Genomic DNA, 16,884 nt, shown 5'->3' with positions numbered 1-16,884 from the left:
TCCTCTCCCGGGACCTACCACGACGCGGTGCGATGCCTCTCGATGCCTCTCGACGTGCCGCAACGTCCTGCGACACACCGCGGCGTGGTGAATCCGGCGAGACGCTTGAGGGGTGGCCCGCCTGAGCGGGTCACCCCTCGTTCGTCTCGCTCTTCGAGTCCGTCGCCTCTGTCCGGCCCGTCTCGCTCTTAACGTCCTCTTCCGTGCGGCTTCCTTCCGTGCGGCTTCGCGTGTTTCTCGTGCGTGCTCTACGCGTCGCCGCCGGTCCCTACCGGTCGGGTCGAACAAATCAAGACGGACAGATCATGACAGATGATGACGGATCAGACGAGGCGCAGGATCGCGCTCCGCAGGCGCGCCGAGGCGCGCTCCGCCTCACGCTGGGCGCGCCGGAGGCGCTGAAGACCTGCGGCCCTGCGATGCTCCTCCGCCTCCCGGTGGAGGGTCCGTATTCGGTCACGGACCAGTTCTTCTTGCATAGACGGCAGGGGGAGGCCTCTGGTGTTGGAGTGGCTCATCGGAATGGTCCCTTCGGAAACGTGTGGTTCGTGGTCGGCCGAGTTCTTGGTGATCCGGGTTCTCGGCGATTCGAGTTCTGGGTGGTTCGGGCGGTTACCGGGTTGTTCAGGCAGCGACCGGGTTCTTGCGGGGACGCCCGCGCGGACGCTTCCGGGGAACGATCGCCCCCCGCAGAACAAGCTCGCCGCCCCAGACGCCCCACGGCTCCTCGCGCTCCAGCGCGCGGGCCAGGCAGGCCTCACGGATCGGGCAGCCCCCGCAGAGCGCCTTGGCGAACTCCACGTCCTCCGGAGACTCGGCGAACCACAGGTCGGGGTCGGTACGACAGGGGATTGTGGCTTCGTCGATCAGGTCCATGACCGTCTGGGCCCCCATCTGTTCACCTCTCAGCTAGGTGTTGATCTTCGGTTACCTCTTGGGGTGGGGGTCAGGAATGACGCGGACAAACAAGAAGGCCGCGGATCCTGTGTGCGGATCCGCGGCCTGAAGGCTTTTTCCTCGGTCAGGTTATGACCGGAGGTTGCCCCCAGGGTTGCGGACCGCGCAGTCCACCGTTTCCGATGTGCTTGGTCGTTGTTGCGTAGTTGCCGCCCAGCCCACTCCGAACAGCCGGGACGTCCGTCGCCGGGAAATCGGCCGGAGCGAACCAACGACGGCCGGCTTCGGCGTGGAAGCGGTCAGAGTCCACCTGCAGAGCCAGAGCAGCCACGCCACCGGCGAGGATGACCTGACTGTCGCAAGGCAGAACGGTGTTACGGCGCGCAGAAGTGAGCCCCATCTGGGACTGCATCAGGATGCTCTTCACAGCGGACTCACCTCCATTCGTTGATCGTCGGACAGTAGCGTCCGACTTGCATGTCCATGACCTTAAACCCCGGCCCGGGGAGTGGGCAACCTATTTTCCACCTGCGGTTTTGCGACTATCTCACGCGGATCATCGCCTCCTGAACTACCGACACGGCCAGTTTCCCGGACCGGGTGAACATCTCCCCCTTGGCGAGCCCTCGCGCCGCCCCGGACCACGGTGACTCCTGGGCGTAGAGCATCCACTCGTCCACCCTGAAGGGACGGTGGAACCACATCGCGTGGTCCAGCGACGCGCCGAAGAGGTTGGACGCGCCCCATGCGAGGCCGTGGGTGAGAAGGACGGTGTCGACCAGGGTGAAATCGGAGGCGTAGGCGGCGAGCACCACGTGCAGCAGCGGATCGTCGGGCAGTTCCGCGTCGTAGCGGAACCACACGTTGGTGTTCGAACCGCGAAGCTCCGGGTCGCGGTAGGCCTCCCAGGTGAGGGGGGTGACGTAGCGGGCGTCCACCGGCCTCGGCCTGGAGACCCACTCTCGCAGCGGCGAGTCCGGCCCCACCGCCTGGAGAATCCGGTCCTTGAAGAGCGGTAGGCCCTCGGGGTCGACCACCTGCGGCATCGTGGCCGCCTGGTGTTCGACGCCGGTCTCCGTCACGTGGAAGGAGGCCGACATGGTGAATATCGCCTTACCGTGCTGGATGGCCACCACCCGGCGGGTGGTGAAGGACCGGCCGTCGCGGACCCGCTCGACGTTGTAGACGATCGGGATGGCCGGGTCTCCGGGACGGATGAAGTAGGCGTGCAGCGAGTGGACGTGGCGGTCGTCGGGCACCGTCCGTCCTGCGGCGAACAGTGCCTGGGCGGCCACCTGGCCGCCGAAGACACGTTGGATGCGCTCCTTCGGGCTGCGCCCCCTGAAGATGTCGAGCTCGATCTGCTCCAGGTCGAGCAGATCCAGAAGCTCCTTCAACGCCTCGTTCACGCGCCCTCCGTCTGGTTTGCGGCGATACGGCATAGTTCGATTACCGCCTCACCATAACGATCAAGCTTGACCCGTCCGATTCCGGTGATGGCGAGGAGATCCTGCTCAGAAAGCGGTGCCCGTTCGGCGATGGCCTGGAGGGTGACGTCGGTGAAGATCGCCCACTGGGGGATCTTCTCGTGCTTGGCCACTCCCGTACGCCACGACTTGAGCGCGCCGAGCAGCGCCTCGTCGTAGTCGGCGGGGCAGCCCGCGCACCTGCCGAGCTTCTGCTCGGTGGCGGCGGTGAGGGTCTTGCCGCAGACCCGGCAGCTGATCGGCGCGGCGACCTGGCGGCGGTCGGCCGCCGCGGCCGGGGCGTCGGCGCGGCTTTTCCGCGCGGAGCGGCCGGTGAGCCCGTCCAGGAAGCGGGACGGTTTGCGGGAACGCCGCCCGCCGGGTGAACGCGCCAGCGCCCACGACAGCGCGAGGTGGGCGCGGGCGCGGGTGACGCCGACGTACAGGAGGCGGCGCTCCTCCTCGATCTGCTCGGGCGTCTCCGCGTAGATGATCGGCAGCATGCCGTCGGCGACGCCGACGAGGAAGACGGCGTCCCACTCCAGGCCCTTGGCGGCGTGCAGCGAGGCCAGGGTGACCCCTTCGACCGGCGGCGCGTGCTGCTCTCCGGCCCGGCGCTCCAACTCGGCCACGAAGGCGGGCAGATCGGCGCCGGTGGCGGCGAGGTCCTCGGCGAGATCGGCCAGTGCCTTCAGTGACTCCCACTTCTCGCGGGCCTTGCCGCCGCCGGGGGCCTCGGGAGTGAGCCCGATGCCGGCCAGGATGTCGTGCACGGTCGAGGCGAGCGTGTCGCCGGGCTCGGCCGAGCGGGCGGCGCCACGCAGCAGCACGACCGCCTGGCGGACCTCGGGACGCTCGAAGAAGCGGTCGGCGCCGCGCAGCACGTACGGCAGGCCGGCCTTGGCGAAGGCCTGCTCGTACGCCTCGGACTGGGCGTTGACCCGGAACAGCACGGCGATCTCGCGGGTGGGCACCCCGGTGCCGACGAGCTTCTTCACCGCCCGGGCCACGCCCTCCGCCTCGGCGGTCTCGTCGTCGTACTCGGTGAAGACCGGTTCGGGGCCGTCGGGGCGCTGGGCGATCAGGGCGAGCTTGTGCGGGGTGCGTGCCCTGTCGAGCACCCGGTTGGCCAGGGAGACGACCTGGGGCGTGGAACGGTAGTCGCGGACCAGCTTGATCACGGTGGCGTTGGGGTGCTCGACCGAGAAACCGGTCAGGTAGCGGGGGGTGGCCCCGGTGAAGGAGTAGATCGTCTGGTTGGGGTCGCCGACCACGCACAGGTCGTCGCGTCCGCCGAGCCAGGTGTCGAGCAGCAGCTTCTGCAGGGGGTTGACGTCCTGGTACTCGTCGACCACGAAGTAGCGATACTGCTGGCGGATCTGGGAGGCCACCTCGCGGTGCTCGGTCATCACGGCCGCGGTGAGCTCCAGGATGGTCTCGAAGTCGACCAGGTGCCGGTCGCGGCGGAGGTTCTCGTAGGCCTCGTAGAGCCGGAAGACCTCCTCGGCGGGGACGGGCGAGACGCGGCCCGCCTTTTTCGCGGCCTCCGCGTAGTCCTCGGGGGCGATCTGGGTGACCTTCGCCCATTCGATCTCGGAGGCGATGTCACGCAGTTCGGAACGGTCCTGGTTCTTGCGCAGGACGCGACAGGCGTCGATCAGCAGCGGCAGCTTCGACTCGATCACCCTGGGCGGGTCGCCACCGATGACGCGCGGCCAGAAGTAGGTGAGCTGGCGCAGCGCGGCGGCGTGGAAGGTGCGTGCCTGCACGCCCGGCGTGCCGAGGTGCCGCAGCCGCTGCCTGAGCTCACCGGCCGCGCGAGTGGTGAACGTCACCGCCAGCACGCCCTGGGCGTCGACCACTCCGCTGCGGACCGCGTGCGCGATGCGGTGGGTGATGGCACGGGTCTTGCCCGTCCCCGCCCCCGCGAGGACGCAGACCGGTCCTCTGACGGCTTCCGCCACCTCACGCTGCTCGGGGTCCAGTGCCGCCAGAACGTTGTCGGGCTCCACGGAGCCTCCTTACACGCAGTCGAACGGACCGGGCGGCAACATCCTCCCAGTCACTGGCCAAGCATCAGTCATTCTGGCAACATGCCGCCGTCAACCTATGTGGTTCGCCGAGATGCACAAAGCGGGCTTTTTGCTCCACAATGGGGGCGACCGATCCGGGGGAAGGAAGAGGCTCGTGCGAACTGGGGTAACCGTAGGTGCACTCGCCCTGGCGACGGCGATGGTTGTACCCGCGGTGGCGTACACGACCGCGCACGCCCACACGGTCTCGGCTCCGGCCCAGACCGGCGGCGCACCCGGCTCGGCGGAGGCCCCCACAGGCAGAGCCACCACCGGTACCGCGAAGGCCGGCGCGGACGATACGGATCGCAGCACGTACGGCACGGCGAAGGCGACCACCGGGGTCGCCGAGATCGGTACGGCCACCGCGGGAACGACCGGCACGGGGACCGGCGTGAGCAAGGCCGGCACGAGCGGTACGGGCACGAGCGGAACAAGCACGGGCGGTACGGGCACGGGCGACCCCAAGAAGACCTCCACCCAGAAGACCCGCGCGGGCAACCCGACGCCCCCTCCGGTGGGCCAGCCCGACCCCCTGGTGCAGGGCACGGTCGTCAACACCGTCGCGTACGGTCGGCACGTCCGCCAGCGCATGGACGTCTGGTACCAGACCGACGAGCTGAAGCGGCCGGGTGTCTTCCTGATCCACGGCGGCTGGTGGTCGTCGGGCGACAAGAAGTACATGACCGAGATAAGCCGCAGCTACGCCGAGCAGGGCTACGTCGTCTTCAACATCAACTACCGCCTCTCCACCGACGCCTCCTGGCCGGCACAGCGCACCGACACGCTGAGCGCGATCGCCACCGCACGACGGAATGCGGCACTGTGGTCCTTCGACCCGAACAACTACGTGGTCGTCGGCTTCTCCGCCGGAGGCCACCTCGCCGGGGCCGTGGGCACCTACAAGAACGGCTGGCCCGGCATGCGCGGCGTCGTCGGCATCTCCCCGGTGATGTCCCCGCTCACGGCGTACACCGAGGGCATCGACACCTTCGACCTGGAGAGGCGCAAGCTTCGCGAGTCGGCCATCAGGCTCGCCGGGGGCTGTGAGCCCACCGGCAAGTGCGCCAGGGTCTGGGCGAGCATGGAGGTGCCTTGGCACGCGAGCCGCGGTGACGCGCCCATGCTGGTCGTGCACTCCGAGGACGAGTTCGTGTCGCCGGAGCACAGCGAGCAGCTCAAGGAGCACCTGCGCAAGGTCGGCGTGCCGGTGACGATCGTCACCGAGCCCGGCATCGCGCACAGCTCACCTCTTTACCGGCTGCCCGGTGTGGCGGACCGGGTTCAGCAGTGGGTCGCGGAGAAACTGCTCCCATTGGGAAGATGAACGGCCCTCGCTGTGTTGCCAATGGCGCCGGACATCACATGAGGGGATTTTTCACGACATGGCGCTCACTGTGTACACCACGACCTGGTGCGGTCCCTGCAAGCGGCTGAAGAGCCAGCTCAGCCGCGAGGGGATCTCCTACAAGGAGGTCGACATCGAGAGCGACCCGGACGCGGCCACGTTCGTCATGAGCGTGAACAACGGTAACCAGGTCGTCCCCACCGTCGTGGTCGACTCCCCCACCGGCCAGGTCGTCAGGACCAACCCCTCGGTGATCGAGCTCAAGCGCATCCTGGCGGGCGCGGGCGTGTAACCGCCCTCTCCACTGTCAGGTCCACTGCCGGGCCCCGGTATCGCTTCCATGGACACCGGGGCTCTCGTATGCCGGGACGTCCTCGACCTCGTGACCCGGCGATCCGCCGCCTGTCGGAGGTTTTCCCCCGCAAGGTGGGAGATCCCGAGGGCGGCGAGGTCTTTTCCCGGCGTTTCTCCTCGGCGGGGACGGGTCGTGGCCTTCCCGCGGAGAGGGTCACCAGTCGCCGGTGAGCGGCTCGCCGTACCAGGCCTCGATGAGCCTGCGGGCGATCGACACCTCGGGCGGCAGGCGCACCTCGCCGCTCTCCACCGCGGCCAGCAGCTCGGCACGGCTGAACCAGTGGGCCTCGGCGATCTCCTCGGCATCGAGGACGAACTCCGTCGACGTGGCCCGCGCGAAGAAGCCGAGCATCAGGCTGCGCGGGAAGGGCCAGGGCTGGCTGCCCATGTAGCGCGGCTCGACGACGCGCACACCGACCTCCTCGACCACCTCGCGCGCCACGGCGTGCTCCAGCGACTCGCCGGGCTCGACGAACCCGGCCAGCACCGAGAGCCGCCCCTCGGGCCACTGCGGCCCTCTGGCCAGCAGGCACCTGTCGTCCTCGTCGCGAACCAGCATGATCACCGCGGGATCGACCCGGGGGAAGTGCTGGCTGTTGTCCTTGGGACAGACGCGTACGTGCCCGCCCGCGCGCACCTCGGTGGCGCTCCCGCACCGGGGACAGAACTCGTGGGTGGAGTGCCATGCCTCCAGGGCGACCGCGTACACCAGCAGCCCCGCGTCCAGATCCTCCAGCATCGCCCCCACCTGGCGGAGTCCGGCGGTGAGGGTCTGGCCCTCCTCCAGCTCCGAGGAGGCGAGCGGGGCGACGATCCGGTTGAAGGAACCGGTGTGGACGCTGTCCGCCAACGGTGCCGCCACGGCGAAGTAGGCGATGCCCTCGGCGTCGACGCCGAGCAGGTAACGCTCCCCGTCCGGCGCCTCCGCCGTGGGCAGCAGGACCAGCTTGGCCTCTCCGCCGCTGCGCCGGACCAGCGCCTGTCCGTCGTCGATGACCACGACCCTGGTCGCGGTGTCCGCCCAGGCCTTTTCGAGCCACTCGGCGTCGCCGCGAAGCGCCGCCGACCGGTCAATGGCACTGCGCGCGAGCAGCAGCGGTCCCAACAGTTCTTCTTGTGCCGCGATTTCCACGCCGTTCAGCCTCCCCCACCGAGTGCACATACTACGCCGCAGGACGAAGCCCCCATCCGCCCCTCTGCGCGCACAGGTCCTCCCTCCTTCTCGGCATGCGCGCGAGGAAGGTGGCACACGTCTCGGCGCACGAACCCTCCCCCTTTCTCTGCGTACGCGCGGGAGAGGCGACACACGCCTCGGTGCATCACCGGTTCTCCTCCTTCCTCACCCCTCGTCCGGTTCTCCCGCCCTGTACAGCGGGCTCCGCGGGCTCTCATCATTGGGCGACACGGACATCTACTGTCAATAAGCTGATCGCCTCCGCGCGCTGTTCGGCCGCAGGCTAGGATCTCCGAGTTAGGTTAGCCTTGCCTGATATCGGGGGTCCCTGCATTGCGGCTGTACCTCACCGCGCTGAAACCGACCGACTCGGTCACCGACGGCTTTCTCCCTGCGGCCCGCGCGCTCGGCTGCGAGGTCACCGTCCTCACCGACCGGCCCGAGCGGTACCGCGACTCCGGGGCCGAGGTGCTCCGCTGCGACGTGCGCGACGCGCGGGCGGTGATCGACACCGTCGCGCACCACCACGCCCCGGACGCGATCTTCTCGAACTCCGACCACATCCAGGCGGAGACCGCGCTCGCCGCCGCGTACTTCGGCCTGCCGGGCAAGGACTGGCGGGCCTGCGTCGACACCAAGAACAAGGCGCTCACCCGGCGGCGGCTCGCCGCCGCCGGAGTCGAGACCGTCCGTTCCGCACGGCTGGCACCGGACGATCCGCCGCCCGCGGACCTGCCGTTCCCCGCGGTCGTGAAGCCCCGCGAGGGCGTGGCGAGCGAGGACGTCGTACTGGTCCGCGACACGGGCGAGCTCGCGGAGGCCGTCGCGGCCATCCGGGACAGGCGCCCCGGAGAGACGCTGGTCGTGGAGGAGTATCTCGACGGCCCTCTGCACACGATGGAGACGCTCGGCGACGGCGAGCGGATCAGGGTGCTCGGCGGTTTCCGCACCACCCTCGGGCCGCTGCCGTACTTCGTGGAGGAACGGCTCGACTGGGAGCCGCCCCCCGGCCGTGACCACGTGCTTCGGGCCCTCGGGGCACTGCGGGTCGGGTTCGGGGCCTGCCACACCGAGTACGTGATGACTCCGGCCGGGCCGAGGATCGTCGAGGTCAACTACCGGGTGATCGGCGACCACTGCGACTTCCTGCTGGCGAGCATGCTGGACGCGCCCCTGTTCGAGCTCGTTCTCGGCGTGCATCTCGGGGCGCGTCTCGATGCGCGACCGCGGTCTTCCGGCGAGGGGCACGCGACCGCGCTGAGCCTCGTCGCCGACCGGCCTGGAACCGTGGTGAGCGCTCCGGGCACGGTCGTTCCCGCGCCCGGCGACCCGGTCCGCGTCTGGCACCGGCCGCTGCGCGCGACGGGCGACCGGATCGACCTGAGCAACACCAACCGCGACTACGTGGGCATCGTCCGCGCGATCGGCCCCGACCGGGCCCGCGTTGACGCGGCCGTCGCGGCCTTCACCTCGGAGAACCCGTGGGTGATCGCGTGAGCCGGAACAGCGTGGACGATCGGGTGAGCCGGAGCCCCGCGGGCGGCCGAGTGCGCCCTGGAACCACGGGCGACCACGCGGACCGAGACCCCGCGAACGACCGGGTACACCCCGGAAGCACGGGCGACCACGCGGACCGGGAACGCGCGACCGATCGCGTGGTCCGCGGAGGTCCCGCGGAGGTGCCGGCGGGCCGGCGATCCACGGGCGACCCGGTGAACCGGAGCGTCGCGACGGCCCGCGCGGCCGGCGGAGGTTCCGGGAGCGAACGGGAACGATACCTCGCAACCCGGGTGCTGAACGCGCTCCTGCGCGAGGACTACGGCGGTCTGGCCGCGCGGGTGACCCGCGACAAGACCGGTGTCGCGCTGCTCCTGCCCGGGGGCAGGCGGGTGCGGTTGACCCCCGGCTCGCTGTTCCAGGACTTCGTGGTGGCCCCGGAGGAGACACTTCACCTGGAGGAGGTCCTGCGCACCCTGCGAGAGATCTCCTCTCTCGCCGACACCGCCGGGGTGGAGTCGTTCGTCACCGAGTGCCGCGAGGCGCTGCGCGCCCTCGACCTCCACGACACCCACCGTGAGGACGTACTCGCCCGGCTGGCGGCCACCGCCGTCGCCACGCGTCCCGGCCTCACGCACACGACGGCGAGCGGGAACGGGCGCGACGGCGTGTGGTACGAGACGCTGGCCGCGTTCCTCGATCACCCCGTCTATCCGACGGCCCGGTCCAGGAGCGGCCTGTCCGACGAGGACCTGACCGCGTACGCGCCGGAGTTCGCGCCCGCCTTCGAGCTGCGCTGGGCGGCGGTGCCGCGAGAGCGGCTCGTCGGGACGGAGCCCCCGGTGGCGCCCGGGTTCGCCGCCGTCGGCCTGGCCGGGGATCTCGCGCGGACTCACGTGCTGTTCCCCGTACACCCGCTCACGGTCCCCGCGGTCGAGGAGATCCCGTGGGCGATCATGGCTCCGTCGGCGCACCTGGAGGTCAGGCCCACGCTCTCGATGCGGACGGTCGAGATCGTCCCCGGCACGCACCTGAAGCTGCCGCTCACCACCAGCACCCTCGGGCTGCGCAACCGCAGGTCGATCAAGCCGGACACACTGGCCGACGGGGCGCGGGCCGAGTTGCTTCTGCGGGCCATGCCCGATCCCGAGGTGCTTCTCGCCGACGAGCAGATGTACGGGCACGCCGGGCACGAATACCTGGGCTGGCTGCTGCGCCATCATCCCGCCGGGGAGGTCGTCCCGGTCGCGGCGCTGCCCGCGCCGCTGCCCGGAGGCGGGCTGGTCGTCGAAGAGCTCGCCGGGCGGTGGTTCGGCGGGGACGTCACCCGGTTGCTCGGCCGATACCTGCGGGTGCTGTTCCGCTTCCACGTGCGGCTCTTCGTCAGGTACGGCACGGCGCTGGAGGCCCACCAGCAGAACCTCTCGCTGGTGTTCGGCGCCGAGACCGCGAACGGGAACGCCCCCGGAGGCGACATCGCGGGTGACGGAGGCTCGGGTGACGGTGTCCTGCGGCTGCTCGTCAAGGACAACGACGGCCTGCTGACCTCGCCGGACAGGCTGCGGTCCTCCGGGCTCGCGGTGCCGGACCTCACCGACGCGCGGATGTTCACCGACGACCCGCACGCGCTCGCCGACGTGTTCGTGACCATCACCCTGCACCTGGCCGCGGCGGCCGTGACGTTCGGAGCGCTGCCCTCGCCGAGGGCCTTCGAACTGGTCCGCGACACGCTCACCGAGGCGCTCGACGAGTATGGGGAGGATCCGATGGCCCGGCTGCTGCGGGCCAGGACCCTCGACGCCGACCGGCTCGTCGGCAAATCGATGATCACCGCCGGGACCCTGGTGGACAAGGCCCGCACCGGCGCGCGGGACGTGAACAAGTTCTACGGCACGAGCGGGCCGAACTATCTCCGCCACCCTCCCCAGCTCCCGCGAACCCCCCAGCTCCCGCGAAGGACGACATGACCAGCCTCGCCCTCGGCGCACCCGCCGCCGTCGCCACCGCCGCCGCCGAGGACGTCTCGCTGGCGGCGCTGCTGCGCTGCTGCGTGAGGGAGATCGCGGGCCCCCGAGGGCAGGTCGGGCACGAGGGGCCGTACGTGCTGCTGCGCGTCGCCGGCACTCGCCTGCGGGTCCGCGCGCACGGCGGGCTCGCGCTGCGCTTCGAGGGGCGGCCCGAGTGGTTGGAGGACGGCTCCTGGCGGCCGCTCTCCGTGGACGTGCTCGTCCGGCTGGTGGAGACCGAGCTCGGCACCGGACTCGGCGAGGGCAACGACGAGTTCGCCGCCCAGGTCGCCGCGAGCAGGGACGCCATCGCGGCACTGGTCGCGGCCCGGCAGGAGGTGCCGCCGCCCACCGACCCGTGGCTCGCCTCGGAGCAGGCACTGGTCGGCGGGCATCCGTTCCATCCCAGCCCGAAGGCGCGCGGCGGCGCGGACTGGCTGCGATACGCGCCGGAGGCGCACGCGAGCTTCCCGTTGCGCCTGCTCGGGGTGAGGAACGACGTGCTGGCCGGGGAGGGTGACACCGGCGTGCTCGACGAACTCGGCCAGGCGCCGCCCGGCTACTCGCCGCTGCCCGCGCACCCGTGGCAGCTGGAACTGCTCGCGGCGGACCTGGCCGCGCCACTCGCCGACGGCCGCCTGATCGACCTGGGGGAAAGCGCCCGGATGGCGGTTCCCACGTCGTCGGTCCGCACGGTCTACGAGCCGCTGATCGACCGGTGTCTGAAGTTCAGCCTGGATGTGCGGATCACCAACTGCGTGCGGAAGAACTCCTGGTACGAGCTGGCGGGCGCGGTCGAGCTGAGCCGTCGCCTCGAACCGGTCTTCCTCGACCTGGCCGCCGCCTTCCCCGGCACCCGCTGGCTGCCCGAGCCCGGCTACCGTTCCGCGAAGCTGGGCACCCGGCTGTTGGAAGGGCTCGGCGTGATCGTCCGGGTCGGCCCGTGGTCGGTGTGCAGGCCGGGGGTGACCCCGCTGCTGAGCGGCGCGCTGGCCGCCGGGTGGCAGGTGGCGGGCGACATGCCGGGCACGGTGCGGTCGCCGGTGACCGGAGCGGTGCGAAGCGGCGTGCCGGACGTCGCCCGGTGGCGGGCGGCGGGAGCGGTGCCGGGCGTGGCCGGGCCGCCGATGACCGGAACGGTGCCGGGCGGCGTGCCGACGGGCATCGCCGGGGTGTCAGTGGGCCTGGCCGGGGTGCCGACGGCCGATCCGGTGCGCTGGTGGCGGGCGTACGTGGAACGCGTGGCGCCGCCGGTGCTCGACGCCTACGTGAGTCACGGCGTGGTGCTGGAACCTCACCTGCAGAACGTCCTGATCGGTGTGGACGCGGACGGGCTGCCCGTGGAGGCCGTCTTCCGCGACCTGGAGGGCACGAAGCTCGTCGCGGGGCGGCACGACCTGTCCGGGGTGCCCGACCGGGTCGCCGAGGCGCTCGCCTACGACGCGGCCTCCGGCTGGAACCGGGTGGTCTACTGCCTGATGGTCAACCACCTCGCCGAGATCGCCGCCTCCCTCGCGGGGACCGGGTCCACCCGGGAGCTGTGGGCGGTGGCGGGAGACGTCCTGGCGAAGTACGCGGCGTCGCGCGGGTGGCCCCGGCCGCTGTCGGACCTGCTGTCGGGAGCGCCGCTACCGGCCAAGGCCAACCTGTCGGTCCGGTGGACGCGCTCGGCGGACCGTTCCGCGGGATACGTGACGGTCGCCAACCCGCTGGCCACGACCTGAGACGGTCGCCGCCGTCTTGCCGGCGGCGACCGTCACCTCTTCACGTCAGGTGTTCGTCACCGGGGATAGACCTCCAGCTCGTAGAGGGAGTAGCCGTACGACGTCCCCCGCGTGACACCCTGCATGCGGACGTACCGGGCGGTGGTCGGGGTGAATCTCACGTTGTCCACGCCCCCGTTTCCCGTGGTGGTGGAGTAGACGGTGGTCCAGGTGGAGCCGTTGGTCGAGGTCTGGATCGAGTAGGCCGCCCCGTAGGCCGCCTCCCAGCGCAGCAGCGCCCTCGCCACGGTCGTGGCCGACCCGAGGTCGACCTGGAGATACTGGTTGTCGCTGGACGAGCTCGACCACCGGGTGGTCGGGTCGCCGTCGACGGCCCTGCTCGCCGGGTAGAAGAGCTGGGTGCTCGACGCCGAGGCGCTCCTCCCCTCCGCCAGGTTGTTGATCGTGTCGCCCCGGTGGGCGGGGAACGACACGACCTGCTGGTAGGTCGGCCGGTTCTGCCAGGAGATCAGCGAGTGCGTGATCCCGCCGAGCGGAGACTGCTCGACGGCGTCGGCGCACCACTGGTCGCCCGCCGCGCACACGTCGTCTCCGGGGTAGGTCGTCGCCGCGGGTTCGGCGAGCGCCGCCGCCAGGCTCTCCAGCAGGACGGTACGGCAGCCCGCCACCGTGCCGTTCCCGCAGTACTTGGCGGGCAGCGGTCCGGAGACCGCATCGCCGAGCACACTCCTGACGTCCTTGCTCACGTAACCCCACCAGCCGTACTGGAACGCCGAACCCTTGTGCGCCTGGGCCTCGTTCGCCGAGGTGGGCAGGGTGGAAAGGTCGCCCTGCTGGTGTCCGGAGGGTGACTCGTTGATCTGGATCGCGTTCACCATCGACTGGTAGAGGCCGTCACCGAGCCCCGGCCTGAACTGCGCGCGGACGAGCTTGGGCCACCACGCGTCGAACGCGCGGATCGCGTCGGCGTGGGCGTAGGTCTTGCCGCCCTGCGAGGTCTCCAGCCTGCGAGATCCCGCCGACGTCCAGGCCGACAGCTTGGAGACGGCCGAGGCGAGGGCCGGGTCGGTCACGGCCGCGCTGTTGATCACCCGGAGCAGGTCGGGCAGGACCCTCTTCCCGCGCAGGTCGGTCACACCGGCCTCAGCCATGATCTTCGTAGTGCCCGCCCGGTCGAGCCTGCCGCTTCCCGACAGGGCGGCCTTGATCGGGGCGTCCAGCAGGTCGGCCCGGTGGATCGGCCCGAAGCTGAAGTTTCCGTCCGCGGCGCCGTAGTCCTTGGCCTGCTTGTTGTTCCAGCTGACGAAGTAGTCCTGGTTCACCGCTTGGGGGTGGGTGGCGGGAGCGGTGTAGGTCGCGCTGTTGGTGGCCGGGTCGAAGCCCGCCCACTCATGGGCCGCGTCGGCCGTCATCGGCAGGTTCGGGTCGGACACCGCGGACCTGACCGGGGTGTTGCCCGACATGAAGTACGCCGCGTCCTTGGAGTTGACGTAGAACCAGTTGAACGCGAAGCCGATCGTCGAGGCCGAGTTCGCGAACGCCGCCGCGTCACCCATCTGGGCCGGGTCGTTGAACATCTGGAAGCCGACCGCCGAGTCGACCTCGTGCTGGTACGTCGACCGCAGCGCGGTGAAGGCGGTGGGCTGCCCGCCGACGCTGCCGCGCCAGCTCACCAGCCCGTACTTCGTGCGCTGGATGACGAGGTCGTACGAGCCCTTGGCGGTGGAGTCGGCGACGGTGGGCTTCCACGAGTTGGTCTTCCTCAGCGTCTCCATCTCCGTGCAGACGCCCCGGTAGAGGTAGTGGTTGGACGCGGTGGTGGGCGCGCCGCCGCCGGGCTCGCAGAGCTGGAGGGCGTACGTGTCGGTGATGTCCTGGCCGCTGGAGGTCGCGCTCCAGGCGTAGTCGGTGCCCCTGCCGAGCAGCACGTAGAGGTTGAGCCCGGCGAAGGCGGCGCCGCGCGAGCGGATGCCCGGCCCGGAGAGCTCCTGCAGCATGAGCAACTGGGGGGCGAAGTAGCCCGTCTGCGGGCCGAACACCGCGATCGGGTTCCCGGTCGCCGACTTCGCCGCCGAGACCACCACGGCGTTGGACATTCCGGGCTTGGAGTTGTCGACGAGCAGGCCGTCGAGCACGCCCTTCTGGGCCGTCGCCGCCGCAGAGGTGGCGGAGCCGGTCTCGTTCGCGGTGATGTCCACGGGCGCCGTCGACGGGTCGGGCAGGACGACCCCGGTGGCTCCGGCGGGCGCGGCGCCGGACGGGAAGCTCTGGCCGTTGTGCAGGGTGAGCGTCGCCTCCGGGTCGTTCTGCGCGCGGAACGCCGCCCAGACCTGGTCGCCGACCGCCGTACCGTACTTGGCTCGGGCAGCGACCCGCACGAGCGCGGACTGCATCTCCGCACCGCCGCCACCGCCGAACAACCCGCCGATCACGCCGGAGATCGCGACCAGGTCGGTCATGGTGAACTTCACCGGGCCGCCCGCGTTGGTGATCGCGTCGAGGTGCCCGGTCAGTACGTACTCTCCGGGACAGTTCCGGTCCGCCATGCAGCGGTCGATGTAGGCGTTGACACCGGCGATGTAGTGCTGCACGTCGGTGTAGAGCTGCGCGCCCCGGGGGCCGGAGTCCCTCAGCCTGGTGATCTGCGCCTGGAGGTCCGCCTCGGTGTAGGGGGCGTTGCGCCAGGCGCTCTGCTCCAGCGCCCGGTTGCCCGGCGCGCCACCGGCGAACGGCGTGAGCTCACCGCGGCCCACGTGCCGCATCAGGTCCATCACCCACAGTCGGTCCTGCGCGCCCGCGTACCCGGCGCCGAACATCGTGCCCTCGCGGGTCGTCCCGGTGATGTGCGGGGTCCCGGTCGCCTTGTCACGGACGATCGTCACGTCCGAACGAGGGCTCGTGGTGCTCTCCACCTGTCCGGCGGGGACGCCGAACGAGGCGTCGTTGAAGAAGTCGGCGATCTGGTCGTTGGTGAGGCCGGTGTAGCCGGACAGGAGGTTCGCGTACTTGCCGAGCTGGTCGTCGCTGTGCTTCGGCTTGGTGCCCAGGGCCTGGTGGGCGAGGATCCCGGCGAGGGTGGCGTTGCCGTTCTGCCCCGGGGGCAGGATGTCGGCGCACTCTCCGAGGCAGTAGTCGTCGGGAGGGAGGACGGCCGCGGTCGCGGCTCCGGCCGTGTTGCCGGTCGTTTCGCCGGTCGTGGATAAGGTCGTGGAGGCGGCGGCTGCGGGCACGAGGGGGGATGCCAGCGTGAGGACCAGAAGGAGCCCGGAGGCCGCCGTGGTCATCCGCCGGAGGCGTGCATGCATAGGAGGATCCCCTAAACATGAGGCGTACTCGGATGTTGAGAGGAACATACGTTCCGGCCAACACCGAATCAATGGCCGCTGTGATAATCGTCATCTCCGGTTCATGACCGGCCGTCAAGGCGATCGGTCGAAGCCGGAGGCGCCGTCATCGCCGGATCACGAGTGCCAGCGACGTTCGGCGGGAGGCAACAGGAGGACCTCCAGGACACGGGCGCAGGCGCGGGCCTGCTTGACGAACCAGGGGATCCGCGCGTCACCGATGAGCCGGGGGGTGGCCCGTACCGCGAGGGCATAGCGGGCGTGGTCGGCGCGGTCCAGCACGGGGACCGCTACGGTGCGGACGCCCTCCGAGGACTCGCCGTCGTTGAGCGCGTAGCCGCTCTGGCGCACCTGGTCCAGCTCGGCGCGGAGGGCGGCGTGGTCAATGATCGTCCGCTGGGTCTGGGCCTGGAGCGGGCCGAGCGCGGCGAGGTCGCCGTTCCCCGGGAGGGCCCAGGCGAGCAGGACCTTGCCGAGCGCCGTCGAGTGGAGCGGGCGGTGCAGGCCGATTCCCCGATCGGGGTTGAGGGACCCTCCGACCAGGATGACCGCGTGCGGGCCGTTGCGGACGGCCAGGTCCACGGTGGCCGAGGTGACGCGGGCGAGCTGCCCCAGCTCGGGGGCGACCTTGTGCAGGCCGCGCCGGTGGAAGGAGAGCTGGCCCAGCTCGGCGATCGAAGGACCCAGCCGGTAGCGGGCGGTCTCGACGTCCTGTTCCAGGAATCCGGTGTCGAGCAGGCTGCGAGCCAGCCGGTGCGCGGTGGAGGTGGACAGGCCCGTCCGCCGGGCGAGCTCCGAGACAGTCAGGGCGGGCTCGCCCTCGCGGAAACAGTTGAGTATCCCGACCGCCCGCAGGACCGACTGGACGCCGTCCACGCGGCTCGATGCCGTCATGCGGGAATCTCCTTCTCTCAGGTAGGGAGGGATATGAGCAGGTAGAAGCGGTTGATGGGGTCAAGGTTTCCCGTATCGCGGGACATACTTTGCATTTCCTACCAATTT

The 16,884-nt window shown here is 70.5% G+C and carries 13 protein-coding genes; 5 read left to right on the top strand and 8 right to left on the bottom strand.

All coding sequences use genetic code 11. The features are described 5' to 3' along the window. Nucleotides 1-323: 323 nt before the first annotated feature. The 5 genes from AB0B96_RS15750 to AB0B96_RS15730 form a co-directional block, all read right to left on the bottom strand. On the bottom strand, nucleotides 324-479 hold the full coding sequence (locus AB0B96_RS15750; RefSeq protein ID WP_350947834.1) for a hypothetical protein: 156 nt from the start codon (nucleotides 477-479) through the stop codon (nucleotides 324-326). A gap of 145 nt (nucleotides 480-624) precedes the next feature. Further along, a complete protein-coding gene (locus tag AB0B96_RS15745) occupies nucleotides 625-894 on the bottom strand; it encodes a WhiB family transcriptional regulator (protein WP_329085648.1) in 270 nt (89 codons plus the stop codon). Between the two features lie 127 nt (nucleotides 895-1,021). Beyond that, the gene (locus AB0B96_RS15740) at nucleotides 1,022-1,324 is read right to left on the bottom strand and encodes a hypothetical protein (RefSeq protein WP_362899174.1); all 303 of its coding nucleotides are present in this window, start codon (nucleotides 1,322-1,324) and stop codon (nucleotides 1,022-1,024) included. Nucleotides 1,325-1,439: 115 nt separating this feature from the next. Continuing rightward, on the bottom strand, nucleotides 1,440-2,306 hold the full coding sequence (gene tesB / locus AB0B96_RS15735; RefSeq protein ID WP_362899172.1) for an acyl-CoA thioesterase II: 867 nt from the start codon (nucleotides 2,304-2,306) through the stop codon (nucleotides 1,440-1,442). Beyond that, entirely contained in the window at nucleotides 2,303-4,375 is a 2,073-nt protein-coding gene (locus AB0B96_RS15730) for an ATP-dependent DNA helicase UvrD2 (protein WP_362899170.1), read from the bottom strand. The genes tesB and AB0B96_RS15730 overlap by 4 nt, the downstream gene beginning before the upstream one ends. Nucleotides 4,376-4,550: 175 nt before the next feature. On the opposite strand from AB0B96_RS15730, the gene AB0B96_RS15725 reads away from it, so the two are divergent. Both AB0B96_RS15725 and AB0B96_RS15720 read left to right on the top strand, forming a co-directional pair. Next, complete coding sequence (locus AB0B96_RS15725; RefSeq protein ID WP_362899168.1) at nucleotides 4,551-5,762, top strand: alpha/beta hydrolase; 1,212 nt, start codon at nucleotides 4,551-4,553, stop codon at nucleotides 5,760-5,762. A 58-nt stretch (nucleotides 5,763-5,820) separates the two neighbouring features. Continuing rightward, nucleotides 5,821-6,075 (top strand): glutaredoxin domain-containing protein, encoded by a 255-nt coding sequence (locus AB0B96_RS15720; RefSeq protein WP_350947839.1) that lies wholly within the window; start codon nucleotides 5,821-5,823, stop codon nucleotides 6,073-6,075. 216 nt (nucleotides 6,076-6,291) lie between these two features. On the opposite strand, the gene nudC is transcribed toward AB0B96_RS15720, so the two are convergent. After that, entirely contained in the window at nucleotides 6,292-7,269 is a 978-nt protein-coding gene (nudC, locus tag AB0B96_RS15715; protein ID WP_350947840.1) for an NAD(+) diphosphatase, read from the bottom strand. Between the two features lie 375 nt (nucleotides 7,270-7,644). Between nudC and AB0B96_RS15710 the strand changes: the two genes are divergently transcribed. From AB0B96_RS15710 to AB0B96_RS15700, 3 genes are all read left to right on the top strand, one after another. Next, nucleotides 7,645-8,808, top strand: coding sequence for a siderophore biosynthesis protein (locus tag AB0B96_RS15710; RefSeq protein WP_362899165.1), 1,164 nt, complete (start codon nucleotides 7,645-7,647; stop codon nucleotides 8,806-8,808). Nucleotides 8,809-9,023: 215 nt separating this feature from the next. Then, nucleotides 9,024-10,775, top strand: a complete 1,752-nt coding sequence (locus AB0B96_RS15705) for an IucA/IucC family protein (RefSeq protein WP_362899163.1) — start codon at nucleotides 9,024-9,026, stop codon at nucleotides 10,773-10,775. Beyond that, the gene (locus AB0B96_RS15700; RefSeq protein WP_362899161.1) at nucleotides 10,772-12,538 is read left to right on the top strand and encodes an IucA/IucC family protein; all 1,767 of its coding nucleotides are present in this window, start codon (nucleotides 10,772-10,774) and stop codon (nucleotides 12,536-12,538) included. Before AB0B96_RS15705 ends, AB0B96_RS15700 begins: the two co-directional genes overlap by 4 nt. 56 nt (nucleotides 12,539-12,594) lie before the next feature. Here the strand turns inward: AB0B96_RS15700 and AB0B96_RS15695 are convergent, their stop codons facing one another. Both AB0B96_RS15695 and AB0B96_RS15690 read right to left on the bottom strand, forming a co-directional pair. Next, a complete protein-coding gene (locus AB0B96_RS15695; RefSeq protein ID WP_362899159.1) occupies nucleotides 12,595-15,843 on the bottom strand; it encodes a penicillin acylase family protein in 3,249 nt (1,082 codons plus the stop codon). Nucleotides 15,844-15,999: 156 nt separating this feature from the next. Beyond that, nucleotides 16,000-16,776, bottom strand: coding sequence for an IclR family transcriptional regulator (locus AB0B96_RS15690; RefSeq protein ID WP_362899157.1), 777 nt, complete (start codon nucleotides 16,774-16,776; stop codon nucleotides 16,000-16,002). Between the last annotated feature and the right edge of the window lie 108 nt (nucleotides 16,777-16,884).

Origin of the sequence: Streptosporangium sp. NPDC049046, assembly GCF_040649155.1 — a bacterium.
Classification (GTDB): domain Bacteria; phylum Actinomycetota; class Actinomycetes; order Streptosporangiales; family Streptosporangiaceae; genus Streptosporangium.
This window is presented reverse-complemented; position numbering and strand designations above follow the sequence as displayed.